Source organism: Ureibacillus sinduriensis BLB-1 = JCM 15800 (assembly GCF_000772955.1).
GTDB classification, from domain to species: domain Bacteria; phylum Bacillota; class Bacilli; order Bacillales_A; family Planococcaceae; genus Ureibacillus; species Ureibacillus sinduriensis.
In genome coordinates this window covers 32,301-46,182 of record NZ_JPVO01000047.1, presented here as the reverse complement: position 1 = coordinate 46,182, position 13,882 = coordinate 32,301, and the positions used below count along the sequence as shown (strand labels likewise).

Sequence of the window (13,882 nt, the reverse complement as noted above, 5' to 3'; positions counted from 1 at the left end):
CCATTTCATCGCCTTCCCTTTTATGGGAATCGCACACTGCCAGTTTTATTGAAAGTTTGCAAGTCGTAACTTCGAATATCTTCCCTGGAAACCGTGTAGAGTGTATTATCAATATACATCAATCGCGAAATAACCGATTCCCAGTCCTCATATTCTTCACCTTCTGTTGCATCTTTTACAAGATTGCCTTTTAATCTTATCCCATTTTCAGCCGTGATTTCATACACAAGTGCCCCGGAACCTTTATACTCGACGTCATACTCGCCTTTCGCCTCATATATACTTACAGGGAAACCATAATAATTATACTGTTCATTTATGAACAATGCCTTATGATTATATTCCACCTCCGAATGCGTACCTCGACCGCCAATTACAACAGAGTCCTGTTCTTTTGGTTTAGTATAGTCTGTAATATCGAATAGGGATATCTTAATTCCTGCAGTTGTTGTAAACGGCGTCTTTGAAACACCATCTACCCGGTTTTCAGTGGCATATCCAATGCCTATTAAATGATTTTCGTCCAAAGGATGGAGATAGTTACTAAAGCCCGGGATTTTCAATTCGCCCAATACTTTTGGCTGCTCCGGATTCTCCAGATCAATGACAAATAAAGGGTCTACCTGCTTAAAGGTTACAATATAGGCTTTATCGCCCATAAACCGGGCGGAATAGATTTTCTCGCCCTTCGCCAGATCCGTTACTTCTCCTACTTTTTCTAAATTTTCGTTATAGATGAATAAGTGATTTTTGGAACTCTCTTGCGAATTTCCGAATAGATTCCCTTCTGTCGCTGCCACACGGAAATAACCTTCATGTTCATCCATCGAAAATTGGTTCAGCACCGTCCCGGCGAAAGATGTCGTTGCTTTAAACTCTACATTTACACCATCAATGGCGAACTTATAAATATCCGTATTTCCGGCACCTACAGGCATAATTGCCCTATCCGCCGCGATTTTTGATGTTCCGCTGCCTTCAAATGTTACAGGCAAGTAATTTACCGCTGTCAGATATAATGCATCCTTTGACATATAAAGCGCGGAACTTCCTCCCAAGAAACCTTTCGTTTCAACCTTTTTATTTTCGAAATTCTTCAAGTCTATCGCAGAAATAATTGTATAATTCGGTTCACTTGATCCTGGAAGAATCGTTAATTTATCAATCGCCATCGGCTCCAGCTCTTCGCTCTTTGCACTATCGTACATATATGGCCGAAGCTCAACTTCCTCGTTCTCCGATAATAGCCAGTAGTCCGGTGTTTTATTTGTCACGATATAAAGTGTATTATCGAATTTACGGATGCCATTCATGTAGCCGTCCTGCCCAATTTCACGTATCAAGCGCGGATTTTTCGCATCCTTCACATTGTAAAAGGCAGCTTTGGTCATACTGAACCCGCCGACATAGCCTTCTTTTTCCGCTTCGATATATTGATCTGTAATGACGATCAGCATATCGTTGTGAATCATCAACTGGGTTGGATAGCTGTCTGAATCTAATTTGATGTTGCCGGCAATCTTTAATTGTGGCTTCGTTACATCTGTTATCATAATTTGATTGTCAACTATGGAATAAATAAAACGACCATCCGTAACAACAGTGTCCCCTTCTTCGATGTCCTCTACCTGGTTATTTGTCGATGAAAAGGATGACCCGCCATCCCCACTTGCCTTATCGGATGATCCGCTTGAGTTCGACATATCCGAACTTTCCTCAACAGTTGTTGTGGATAGATGGCGATTTTTTGCTTCTCTGTTTAAAATGGTTTGGAAATAGTCTTGTAAATCTTGAACCGACGTAATGTCCTCCATTTTCTCAACAACTTTAAACTCAATCATTTGCTTTTTGGCATGAATGGATTTTTGTTTAAACGCTGTTTCTTCAACATGCAAGACGTATGAACCTGGCAACAAATCCTCAATAGCAAGAGATTGTTTGTTTTCTTGCAGTGTAATGACGGCTTTCACTCGTTCCCCATTTTCAGCGGTTACATAAATTGCTTGATCCTTCACACTATCCTCATCAATCATTTCCGAAAAGTGGACATGATATGGCTGCTTTTCCATGACCGTCGATGCACTGGTCACTTCAAGCTTTTGACCGAAAAAGAAAAAGATTACACCTGTGGCCATCGCAATCGCCACTAACAGGACTCCGCCTGCAAAAAATCTTCGTTTCAATTGATTCACTCCTTTAGTTTGCCTCTTTAATCGATTAGACTTTCAATCTTGATTTTCGTTTCAAATATTTGTAATTAATTTCAAAATAAAAATGTGTGAAGAATGTTAAGTTCTTCACACACTTGGATTATTTTTGCTTTACCATTTGACGATTGTTGATCTGTGGGAAGTTTCTTTGATCATGACTCCACGTCTTGCCATTTTTTCGATATACTCATCACCTGGTACAATGGATTCCGGCGGGAAAACGCCACGATCCTGTATAACGCCACTGCCCACCATGATGGCGACTGCGGCAATGGTGCAAGCCGTAGCACGGGCCATTGCCGTCATCGTTGTCTCGGCATCCCGTTTAATATTCAATTCGTATTCGTACGTTACTTGCTCCCCCGATTTTTCACCGGATACGATCACGCGTAATAATACCGCATCTTCTTTATCCCCTAAATCTAGCTTTTTCTTTAAAGCTTCGCGTATAACATCCCGTACGAGCAATTGCTTTCCATCAACTTCCACGATGTTGTCTTTACTTAAAAATCCTAAATCCCTAAGAAGCTTGAATTGGTCTGCATGCCCTTTATAACGGATCGTTTTGTACTCCAAAGTTTTAACATTCGGGAATGTATTGATAAGTGTTGAAGTGCCTCCTGAAGTATAAAAAGCCTCCAGGACACCATAATGATCAAAATAAATTGGCTCGACTCCAGCCAGCGACGGCACTTCTGTTAGTTTACCTCCCTGAATTACCTTGGCCGGCTCCGTATAATGGTCAAATACACCATCAAGTGAAAAGACCAACGTATAATTCAGCGGTGGTTCCGGTTTCGTTGGGATACCGCCGACATAAAGTTTAATGGATTCAACTGAGTCCAATTTCGAAACTCCATATCCCGCCAAAATGTTGATCATTCCTGGCGCCACACCTAAATCGGGTATTAACGTAACGTTCTTTGCTTTTGCCTCATCATGCAATGTTAGCAAGTGTTCCGTCACTTCCCCGATATGCCCGCCCAGATCTACCGAATGAACCCCCACTTCAATTGCCGTTTTCGCGACAATTTTATTAAACTCATAAAATAGTGCATTGACACAAACGTCGCCTTTGACCATGACCGTCCGCAGCTCATCTTCATTTCTTGCGTTTAATGCAACCACTTCGATCTTGTCGGACTCCAGGGAATCAACAAATTTTTGAGCAGCATCTGTATCTATATCCGCTAAATACACCTTTTCTACCTTTTCACTGGAATTTAAATCCCGCGCAACCTCTTTCCCCATCAAGCCAGCGCCTAAAACTACCACTTTCATCATACACATCCCCTTTCGCTGTTTAGTTTCCAGTGTCAATTTGCGCCCGTTGAAGTTTCCCGCTATAGTCCACGTATATACTTTTCCACTCTGTATAGACGTCCAAAGCCGCTTGACCTGAGTCGCGGTGTCCATTCCCGGTCCCTTTTGTACCACCAAAAGGCAAATGGATTTCCGCTCCTGTAGTGCCTGCATTGACATATACGATGCCCGTATCCAAATCTCTTTGGGCCTTGAATATTTTATTGACGTCTCGTGAGAAAATGGAACTCGACAAGCCGAATTTCACACTGTTGTTCACTTCAATGGCTTCTTCCAAATCAGCCACTTCGATGATGCTTAGGACAGGACCAAAAATCTCCTCCTGGGCAATGATCATATCATTTTTCACATTTGTAAAAACGGTTGGCTCAAAGTAAAAACCCTTATTATACGGCGGCGATGTTAACGATTTTCCCCCAATGAGTAGTGTAGCTCCTTCTTGTTTTCCGACTTGAACATAGTGATTGATTTTCTCCAGGGCAGCCCCATTAATTACCGGCCCTATTTTATTATCCTCATCAAGGCCATCGCCGATCGTTAACTTACGAATCTCTTCAACAAGCATTTGCTGCAGTTTGTTTTTCACATCTTTATGCACGATAACCCGACTGCATGCCGTACAACGTTGACCTGCAGTCCCAAAAGCACTCCAGACGATGCCTTCAACGGCTAATTGCAAGTCCGCATCTTCCATGACGATCACAGCGTTTTTTCCGCCCATTTCAAGCGAGACTTTCTTCAAGTGTCTGCCACCTAATTCAGCTATTTTGCTGCCTGTTTCAGTCGACCCGGTAAAGGAGATCACTTTTACATCCGGATGCTCTATTAATTCAGTCCCTACAGTAGAACCAGCCCCAAAAACAACATTGGCCACTCCGTCAGGCAAGCCTACTTCTTCGAATATTTTTGCCATTTCATAGGCCATCATCGGGGTTTCGGTCGCCGGTTTCCAGACAAAGGTATTTCCAGCCACAAGTGCAGGGAAGGATTTCCACGTCGCAATGGCAATTGGAAAATTCCATGGTGTAATAAGCCCAACCACTCCAATCGGTGCCCGAACACTCATGGCGAATTTATCCGCAAGCTCGGAAGGTGTTGTTTCACCAAACAACCGTCTCCCTTCACCAGCCATATAAAACGCCATATCGATACCTTCTTGAACCTCTCCACGTGCCTCTTCGATTACCTTCCCCATTTCCTTTGTTAAAACTTGGGCAAGATATTCCTTCTTTTCTTTCAATTTGTGTCCAATTTCATATAAATAATCCGCTCGTTTTGGTGCCGGTATACGCGCCCAAGATCTCTGAGCCTTTTTTGCGGCAGCTACGGCTTTAGCCACTTGTTGTTTTGTTGAAAGCGGCACAGTTGCAAGTTGTTCGTTGTTTGCCGGATTCACAACAGGAATTGTTTCAAGTTCCTCATTAGATGTCCATTTACCACCGATAAAGTTTTGAAGTTCCATAACATCCTCCTCACAATCTAGCTCGAATAGACCATTATATTGTTCTTTATTCTCCATTTTCTTCATAAAACCTCTTTATAGATTATTAATGCAAAGTAAAATTTATTAGATGAAACTTTTTAAAGAAGGAAAACGTAACCTTAGATGGTATATATTTATTATAAAAACTAGGAGGATATGAATAATGAACAATCATGAAATAGATTACAAATTGTACGGCGATGATATGCAATACGTTGAAGTGGAGTTGGACCCGAACGAAACAGCCATTGCTGAAGCAGGTAGCTTAATGATGATGGATGAAGCAATTAAAATGGAAACAATTTTTGGGGATGGTTCAAGTAACGGCGGCGGTGGCGGCTTAATGGGGAAATTAATGGGTGCCGGGAAACGCATGCTGACTGGTGAAAGTTTATTCATGACTACATTCACAAATGTCGGCCAAGGGAAAAGACATGTTTATTTTGCTTCTCCATATCCCGGTAAAATCATCCCGATGGATTTAAGTGTCTACAACGGCAAAATCATTTGTCAGAAAGATGCTTTCTTAGCTGCGGCAAAGGGAGTCTCAATCGGGATCGAGTTCCAACGTAAAATCGGGGTTGGTTTCTTCGGTGGGGAAGGCTTCATCATGCAAAAGCTTGAAGGTGACGGCATGGCGTTCATCCATGCAAGTGGAGCAATCAAAAGAATTGGCCTGCAACCCGGACAAAAGATCCTGGTCGATACTGGCTGTCTTGTCGCCATGACTTCGGATGTGGATTATGACATTCAGCCTGTTGGCGGCGTGAAAACTGCACTATTCGGCGGAGAAGGTATTTTCCTAGCTTCTTTGCGCGGTCCAGGTACTGTTTGGGTTCAATCATTACCATTTAGCCGTCTAGCTAGCCGGGTATTTGCCGCTGCACCTGTTTCTCAAGGCGGAGGGGGGCAAAGTGCCGGTGAAGGCGGAATCGGCGGCTTGTTTAATATGTTCAATAAGTAATTGTTATCCAAATGTGGAGGTCTCCTATTGCGGGAGACCTTCACATTTTTATTATAGACCTGCTGCAACTTTTTAGCGTAGATGCCTTCCAAGCTGTAGACACAGTGTCCAAGTATTCGACAACACCCTTCGCGCAAAACTACAGAGTCCTCCCTAATTCACCACCCCATTGATATCACAGATGGCCCATCCGGTACCTGAAGTAAATGCATCTCCACTAATTAAAAAAGGAACTCCTTTTATCAGGAAGTCCCCCTTTGGCGATAATATGTTCTAGTTCAGTTAATCGGAGAAAATGTACTTTTTGCCGATTTACGTATAAACTCCTGGGCAAGTACCAGCAGCCGGTTCATAATAGCAATGATTTTTAAATTGACCGGCAAACGGTTGACTGTACCAAGTATCTGGACATGGTGCATAAGGATTAAAATACCAAAGCGCGTATTTTCCCGGTTGTTGCCTCCAATAATTCAAAACTTGTCTCGCTAATCTTTGTTCGTTTTCCCTGGCCCGGTTATAAAATAAATTTCCCTTTTGCACCGCTTCAAAAGAATAATTTCCGCCCTGCACCTGAAAGATGACATCCTCAATCGATCGTAAATCCCTGAAGTCCAAACAATTGGCGGCAAGCCGGTTCACAATGACATTGCCCACATAGAGCATCCCTTGATTGCCTTCACCTTCTGCTTCCGCCCTCATCATCCTTGCAATTAAGTCAACGTCCTTATCTCTGAATTTTACTCTCGCCATTTTCTCACCCCAAACTATAGTATGAAGAAAAGTGTAAGATGATGTCATAATTTAAAAGATGAATAAGCTGAATCGACAAACCGAATGATAACAAATCATTCAACACAAAATAAAAAACGTCCCAAAAGAATTACCTTCTTTTGAGACGAACGCATTACTATAAATATAAAACTACGATTAACACAACCGCCAGAACAATACGGTAAATTGCAAATGGTACAAGTTTGACCTTTGAAATAAGTCTTAAGAAGAATTTAATCGCAATTAAGGCAAACACGAAGGCACTAATAAAGCCAAGGATATAAAAACCTGTATGGCTCGGTTCTAGGTCGCTCCAGTTTTTTATCAACGATAAACCACTTGCCCCCGCCATAATCGGAACCGCCATAATGAAGGTAAAGTCGGCAGCTGTTTTATGGTCCAGCCCAAGCATTACCCCTCCTGAAATGGTAGCACCGGATCGGGAGAAACCTGGCCATAGAGATAAACATTGAATTAACCCGATTTTGAACGCTTTACCATAGGAAATGTCGTCCAATGAGGTGATCATCGTTTTTCTTTCTCCAAACCGATCGGCAATAATCATCCAGATCGCCCCGATAATCAAACCAATGATTACCGTATTAGTGGAGAAAAGATTTTCGTCGATAAAGTCTTCAAATAATACGCCCAATACTCCGGCTGGGATAATACCGGCAATAACATGTCCCAAGTTAAATTTACGGGAGGCTGTTTGTCCTTTAATTTTATATAAGCCGACCAAACTAAGCATCCGTTTCCACATGACGAATACAACGGCCAAAATGGAACCTAGTTGAATGACAATTTTAAAGGTATTTGCCGACCCACTCCCTAAAAACTCCTTAGTATTGAGCCATAAGTCATCGACAATAATCATATGCCCCGTAGACGAAACGGGCGCGAATTCCGTCATCCCCTCAACAAATCCGAGGATAATGGCTTTCATTAAATCAAAAAATTCCATACGTTGTTTTAACTCCTCATCATTTTTTTCCATCCATTACGCAATTCTACGTAACTATTTAATTTACTTAATTTACAATACATGATGCACTTTTTGTTGTCCATACGTCCCTGGCTGCAACTGCGACTAACTCTCTTTGAATGTGATATCCACTACCCACAATTCCGAACGGCTTCCGATTCGCATCGGCGGCCCCCAAAAACCAAACCCCGAGGATACAAGGGCATGCATGTCCCCTTTTTTCATATGGCCATAATCCAATTCGAAAATCTGGTTCGTAATAAAATTATTCGGCCATAATTGCCCTAAATGCGTATGCCCCGATAAATGAAGGTCAACGCCCGCATCCTGCGGCTCATGCAAATCGTACGGGGTATGGTTCATGACAACCCATGGCATAACCGCATTTTCCGGCTTCAATTCTTGTATTTTCTTTCGTTTATCGTTTGTTGCGTCTTCCTGGCCCGTTAGATAAAAACGATTTCCAACCAATATGGTTTCATCCATTAAGATTTGGACATTGGAACCCTTCATTTCGTCGATAAATTGCGGGATTTTCCCTCCATAGTATTCATGATTTCCAAGCACTCCATAAACACCATATGTTGCTTTCAGCTGATTCATCACTTGATCCATCCCCTCATCCACAAACCAGACAGGATCATCATCCACAATATCCCCTACTAATAGTACTGCGTCCGGATTGGCCTCATTGGATAAATCCACAAATTTTTGCAAATGGTTTTTATGCGAAAGAACTCCCAGATGAAAATCCGAGGCCACCACCAATCTCATTGGCTCACCTGGCTTATCGATGGAAATCTCCAAATTTCGAACTACCGGTGAATACGCATTGTATGTACCCCACGCAAATAGAGCGACCAAAAGCCCCACGACAACAGAGCCGACAACAGTCACATTTTTATAAGGCGTAAAAGTGATAAAGAGATTGGCGATGATACATAATATAAGGCCGTACTCAAAAAAGAACATCCAATAATTCCCCACAACCGATAAAGGTCCGAGAATATCGTGCATTCTTCCAATAAGAAAACTGAATGAAATTAAAAACAAGATACTCCAATAAACGATCGGCCAACGGAACAAATGAATTGCTTCAAGCCACTTTTTCAAATTCATTCCTAAATAAGCCGTAATCGCACTATATAGAATGAGCGCTATTGTTATGCCCAGAATCCTCCCCATATGCATATCCCCCCATATTCAATATAAAAAAGTATACCATTTTGGAATTGTTTGTTCATTTCCAGCGGTTTTGTGGAATTTGGAGTCGGGGGATTTTTTGTTTTCAGAAGAATGAAGATGAAGCGAACCCGGATAGATGGAGCGTTCTTTTTCTTGGCGAAAATTCAAGACGCCCCAGTAGCATTCCGCCCTATCCACCCCATGCAGCACTTTTCACATGAAAATCCCAGACCCTCCACCTCTTCGAATAATAAAAAAAGGGAGAAAAACGATCTACGTTTTTCTCCTCAGGATTGTTCGCTATATCAATACTCAATTGGAACTAATACGGTTACTTTAAATAAATCGCCATCTACCTCGATGGTTAATCGGCCATTGTGTAAATCGACGATGGATTGCGCAATGGCAAGCCCTAAACCGGACCCATCCGTATGGCGGGAAGCATCCGCCCGTTTAAAGCGCTCAGTCAGTTCTTCGACATTTTCGGTAAGTTCATATTTTGATACATTTTTTACCGTGATTTCCGCTGCAGAACCCGTCTGCTTTAAAGTCAAATAAATCCTTGTTCCTTCCAGTGAATATTTCATTGCATTCACAAGCAGATTATCAATCACACGCCACATTTTCTGTCCATCTACATAGGCAAATAGGGGCTGTTTAGGCATTGATACACGCAAGTCAAAATTCGATTTGGCAAATTCCTCTTCATGTTCACCTATTAATTGTTTCATTAATAAAGTCAGGTCAAGATGTTGCCTCGTAATTTCAATATTGCCGCTTGCCATTTTGGATACTTCGAACAAATCTTCTATCAGAGTTTTTAAGCGCGCCGACTTCTTATCCAGCACATCTATATACTGTTTACGCTCTTCGTCTGACAAGTTCGGATTTTTCAACAAGTCCGTATACGTGATTATTGACGTTAACGGTGTTCTTAAGTCGTGGCTGACGTTCGTAATGAGCTCTGTTTTCAGCCTTTCGCTTTTGGCTTGTTCGGACATCGAATTTCGTACACCTTCACGCAAGGAATTCAAATTTGCAGCATGCTTTGCAAAGATTGATCTTCCTTTCACTTTAATTTCAGACGTTAAACGTCCCGCCGCCATCTCTTGCGTTTGTTTCATAATGCGATTGAGGTACCCCATATGGCGAAGGAAGACCAAGACAGCCGGTAAAGCGATAAAGAAAAAGAGCAAAATATAAATGATTACTAATTCTCCCCCGCCATAGCCAGCCCCGACGAATCCAATGCCCGCCAGGAACGAAACCCCTAAAATCCCGATTGCCTGCAACCCGACGGATCGGTTCAGGAACAAATCTTGCATCCCTTCCGATAAACGGTAGAGCATTGCATGTCTTATTTGTTGTTTCACTTTTTCTTCTGAATTAACAGATTCAAAAATCCAAATGGCCCCAATTATGCTGGCCGATACCGCCAGATACATAAAGAAAAGATTCATGATCATTTCGAAGACAGCACTCAATATATTGTGTCTAAAATAAAATAGATTCCCGATCGTGTTGGAGGTGCTGCTGATTAATGCCACCCACACAAATGCTGCAATGACGATAAGCAATATACGGACATCTACCGGCATTCTTAGGAAAGCATATTGAGCTTTTTCCAAACCTTTAAAGTGCTCTTTTGAAGGCTTGGCAACAGTAAATAATGCCGCGATGGTCATGATCCCCGTAATCCATACGATGAAGAAGATGATCTTGGCCATTTTGAAAGAATGGTATTCCGAAGCAAAGTTTGAATCACTTTTTACCATCGATTTCGGGAGGGTTATGGAGCCCTCAAATTTCTCGACTTCTCCATCAATATAAAGCGGCCCGCTCATATATTCATTCGAGTAACCATCAATGTAAACTGCCTTGTTGACCGTCAAAAATGGGTTATCGTCACCAAATTGTTCCCTGAACACATTATTTTTATCTTGCGGACCAGAGTCCAGTACTTCTCCTGTTTCAACATTGACGAAATGATAGTTGAAGTAAGTAAATTCGTTCAGAAAATCTTGTCGCAAGCTCGCTTGTTCCGATGCGTATTCATCAATGACATTTTCTTTCAGTTTTATAATTTTCTCTTCGACATATTCGTCACTTTCAAAGTTTTTCTTGATATCCGCTATTTTTGCATCACGCTCTGCTACAAGCATATCCTTTAGTGATGCATCTTGGGCACCTTCCGCTTGCATGATTTGTTCGCTATATTGCGCACGGATGTTTTCGACTTGCTCAGTTAGACCTCCAAAGTAATTTCGGTAATTTTCAATCTCTTCTTGTGATACACCGATTTGTTTTTTTGCTGCTTCCGCGTCAAACGGGGCTAGTACGTACTTCCCTAGCTGTTCGACGTAACTCTCCCTGGATGACTGAAAGTAGTCCGCATCAAAGTAGGATTTAAATAAGTAATTGTGTGAATGATTGACAAATGTAATGACAGCAAAAGCTGACCAAGTTATAAGAAAAAGCATGAGGAGTAATTTACCTTTTATTTTCACGGTTTGGCTTACCCCCTTCTAAAATAATTTCTCTATCAATAATACCGTTTCATCGATATGTTCATTTATGAACTGCCACGTTTTCGTCACGATAAAGAACATACCGACAACACTGGCGATGAGGCTAAGCGTTGTTAGGCTTGTCTCGATCCTACTTTTCAATTTTATATCCAATTCCCCACACAACCTTTAAGTACCTAGGATTCTTCGGGTCGGTTTCGATTTTTTCACGAATTTTCCGAATGTGCACTGCCACCACATTCTCCGCGTTATATGCCTCTTCATTCCAAACTAGTTCGTAAATTTCATTAATCGAAAAAACACGCCCTGCATTTTTTAGCAATAGTTCCGTAATTTTGTACTCGATGGGGGTTAGTTTTACGATTTCCCCATCCAAGCGCACTTCTTTGGCATCCAGATCAATCGACAATCCATTTACTTCCACCTTGGATTGTTTTTGCGGATTCCCGCTGTAGGTCCCTAGCTGCACATAGCGTCTCAGTTGTGATTTTACTCGGGCGAGCAATTCAAGGGGGTGGAATGGTTTTGTAATATAATCGTCGGCTCCCACTGAAAGTCCATGAATTTTGTCGGTATCTTCCGCTTTCGCACTTAACATGATGATGGGGATGTTGCGGGCTGTGCGAATTTTGAATGTGGCCGTGATTCCATCCATCGTCGGCATCATGATGTCCAAAATGATTAAATGAACTTCATTTTGTTCCAATAACGTTAATGCCTCGACTCCATCTGCGGCTTTCAGCACATTATAGCCTTCATTTCTCAAATAAATTTCTATCCCATCACGAATGTCTTTATCATCATCTGTAACGAGCACTGTTAATTTCTCCACTGCCCTCACCTCAACTTTTTCTTATGTTCCTATCATAAACCTTGAATCTTAAATTATAGTCTGTATAAATCTGAAGAAATTCTTAAGATTATGGTTTATTTATGTGTATTTCAAATTAATGAACCCTTATAAACAGTACATTTTCTTACTACATATTCAATTTTACATTATTTTCAATACGATACTAGTATTTATTCAATGTAGGTAAATTGGGGTTTGCTAATTTTTTAGTTGGGTTCTGTTGGGTCAGTTATTAGGACCATCCATCTCGACCTATTTTAATAAAACTTAATGACTTCCCATGGTTTCGCATTATTACGGGTAATATTTACATATGAAGAAACCATTCTATAAGTTGGTGGTTCATCGTTACCGAAGTAATTTTTTATGTTAGGTGCGATTGGATCAATAAGCGAAGAATATTTGCATTGTAACTCACACTAATTAATTCACGTATTGCTAAAAATACATCTTCGTTGAAAATGAGGTGAATCGTGTGGCTAGACAATAATTAACTCCTTCCAAGAAAGATAATGAAACGAAACAAAATTGCGAATCTTAACGAGATGCTGAACTAGCATTGACTGGAATGAAAGCATACATTTTAAAGGGCAACCTTCAACAAGTAGATAATAGTAATCTCACTATTCATCGGATTACCACCTGGTACCAACGAAATGAGCCGAAATGGAAAATAAGTACAAAGAACAATATCAAAATTCAATCGAGGGTCAAATTATTCCTAAATTAGGTCAAGTAAAGCTACAAAGATTAACATTAACTAAGTCTTAATATCAGGAATTTATTGACATGCTTACTATGAGATACTCTGTCTCTACTGTCCGTACCATACACTCGGTACTGAACGGTGCAATTCATGCAGCAGTAGAAGATGAAATCCTTATACGAAACAAAATATCAAAGATTAATCTTCCACAGTTTAAATCGAAACGTCACGAAGTAAGTGAAGAGGATATTTTAAATGAGTCTGAGATTGCTAATTTACTTAATTATGTAAAAGAAAACGAATCTGAAACGCATTTCACTTTAATATTACTTTTAGCGAGCACTGGTATGCGTAAAGGTGAAGCAATGGCTTTGCGTTGGAATGACGTTGATTTTCCAAATGAAATAATATCGATTAAACGTACGCGAGATCATCTTGGCGAACGTTCAACAAAAACAGATAACAGTGAAAGGACAATCGATGTTAGTACTTCCCTTTTAAAACATCTGAAAAAATATAAAATATGGGCAGCACAGAAAAAGTTAATTAATGGTGCGAAGTTAAATGAAGACGATCACATACTTATAAACGCCTCAACGACAGGACCAATTGCGCGTATGTTTCCAAACCAACTAATGGAAAGAGTTTTTGAAAAGGGAGTTATTAAACGTGTCACACCACATGCATTACGCCACACATATGCTTCTTTATTGATTGCAAAGGGAATTCCTGTACAACAGTGGCGAAACTCATTGGAGATTCCGTAGAGATGGTTCTGAAAGTATACGCCCATTCATTGCGCCAGAAAGAGCAAGAAGCTGTTAGAGTTATTAATGAACTGATTGATATCAATTAATATAATATAGTAAAGGGA

Annotated in this window: 11 protein-coding genes; 2 read left to right on the top strand and 9 right to left on the bottom strand. The window is 40.9% G+C overall.

Annotated features, from left to right (window positions below):
• Positions 1 to 20: 20 nt before the first annotated feature.
• The 3 genes from CD33_RS07495 to CD33_RS07485 all read right to left on the bottom strand — a co-directional run bounded on the left by CD33_RS07495 (position 21) and on the right by CD33_RS07485 (position 4,995).
• Complete coding sequence (locus CD33_RS07495) at positions 21 to 2,183, bottom strand: beta-propeller domain-containing protein (RefSeq protein ID WP_036199684.1); 2,163 nt, start codon at positions 2,181 to 2,183, stop codon at positions 21 to 23.
• Positions 2,184 to 2,321: 138 nt separating this feature from the next.
• Positions 2,322 to 3,491: a saccharopine dehydrogenase family protein gene (locus tag CD33_RS07490; RefSeq protein ID WP_036199681.1), complete on the bottom strand. Its 1,170-nt coding sequence runs from the start codon at positions 3,489 to 3,491 to the stop codon at positions 2,322 to 2,324.
• Positions 3,492 to 3,513: 22 nt separating this feature from the next.
• Entirely contained in the window at positions 3,514 to 4,995 is a 1,482-nt protein-coding gene (locus CD33_RS07485; RefSeq protein ID WP_036199903.1) for an aldehyde dehydrogenase family protein, read from the bottom strand.
• A gap of 184 nt (positions 4,996 to 5,179) precedes the next feature.
• Here CD33_RS07485 and CD33_RS07480 point away from each other — a divergent pair, with 184 nt between their 5' ends.
• Complete coding sequence (locus CD33_RS07480; protein ID WP_036199678.1) at positions 5,180 to 5,980, top strand: TIGR00266 family protein; 801 nt, start codon at positions 5,180 to 5,182, stop codon at positions 5,978 to 5,980.
• Between the two features lie 312 nt (positions 5,981 to 6,292).
• Here the strand turns inward: CD33_RS07480 and CD33_RS07475 are convergent, their stop codons facing one another.
• From CD33_RS07475 to CD33_RS07450, 6 genes are all read right to left on the bottom strand, one after another.
• The gene (locus tag CD33_RS07475) at positions 6,293 to 6,730 is read right to left on the bottom strand and encodes a cell wall hydrolase (RefSeq protein ID WP_036199675.1); all 438 of its coding nucleotides are present in this window, start codon (positions 6,728 to 6,730) and stop codon (positions 6,293 to 6,295) included.
• 157 nt (positions 6,731 to 6,887) lie between these two features.
• A complete protein-coding gene (locus CD33_RS07470; protein WP_036199672.1) occupies positions 6,888 to 7,715 on the bottom strand; it encodes an undecaprenyl-diphosphate phosphatase in 828 nt (275 codons plus the stop codon).
• A 126-nt stretch (positions 7,716 to 7,841) separates the two neighbouring features.
• The gene (locus CD33_RS07465; protein WP_036199670.1) at positions 7,842 to 8,921 is read right to left on the bottom strand and encodes a metallophosphoesterase; all 1,080 of its coding nucleotides are present in this window, start codon (positions 8,919 to 8,921) and stop codon (positions 7,842 to 7,844) included.
• A gap of 305 nt (positions 8,922 to 9,226) precedes the next feature.
• Positions 9,227 to 11,428, bottom strand: a complete 2,202-nt coding sequence (locus CD33_RS07455) for a sensor histidine kinase (RefSeq protein WP_052130090.1) — start codon at positions 11,426 to 11,428, stop codon at positions 9,227 to 9,229.
• 18 nt (positions 11,429 to 11,446) lie between these two features.
• A complete protein-coding gene (locus CD33_RS20160) occupies positions 11,447 to 11,590 on the bottom strand; it encodes a hypothetical protein (RefSeq protein WP_156967304.1) in 144 nt (47 codons plus the stop codon).
• Positions 11,580 to 12,281: a response regulator transcription factor gene (locus CD33_RS07450; protein WP_036199666.1), complete on the bottom strand. Its 702-nt coding sequence runs from the start codon at positions 12,279 to 12,281 to the stop codon at positions 11,580 to 11,582. Before CD33_RS07450 ends, CD33_RS20160 begins: the two co-directional genes overlap by 11 nt.
• Positions 12,282 to 13,091: 810 nt before the next feature.
• Here CD33_RS07450 and CD33_RS07445 point away from each other — a divergent pair.
• Complete coding sequence (locus CD33_RS07445) at positions 13,092 to 13,775, top strand: tyrosine-type recombinase/integrase (protein ID WP_036199664.1); 684 nt, start codon at positions 13,092 to 13,094, stop codon at positions 13,773 to 13,775.
• Positions 13,776 to 13,882: the final 107 nt, after the last annotated feature.

Excerpts from the sequence above, each read along its gene's own strand:
- CD33_RS07490 (WP_036199681.1), bottom strand. The coding sequence starts at position 3,491 with ATGAAAGTGGTAGTTTTAGGCGCTGGCTTGATGGGGAAAGAGGTTGCG.
- CD33_RS07485 (WP_036199903.1), bottom strand. The coding sequence starts at position 4,995 with ATGGAACTTCAAAACTTTATCGGTGGTAAATGGACATCTAATGAGGAA.
- CD33_RS07480 (WP_036199678.1), top strand. The coding sequence starts at position 5,180 with ATGAACAATCATGAAATAGATTACAAATTGTACGGCGATGATATGCAA.
- CD33_RS07475 (WP_036199675.1), bottom strand. The coding sequence starts at position 6,730 with ATGGCGAGAGTAAAATTCAGAGATAAGGACGTTGACTTAATTGCAAGG.
- CD33_RS07470 (WP_036199672.1), bottom strand. The coding sequence starts at position 7,715 with ATGGAATTTTTTGATTTAATGAAAGCCATTATCCTCGGATTTGTTGAG.
- CD33_RS07465 (WP_036199670.1), bottom strand. The coding sequence starts at position 8,921 with ATGGGGAGGATTCTGGGCATAACAATAGCGCTCATTCTATATAGTGCG.
- CD33_RS07445 (WP_036199664.1), top strand. The coding sequence starts at position 13,092 with ATGCTTACTATGAGATACTCTGTCTCTACTGTCCGTACCATACACTCG.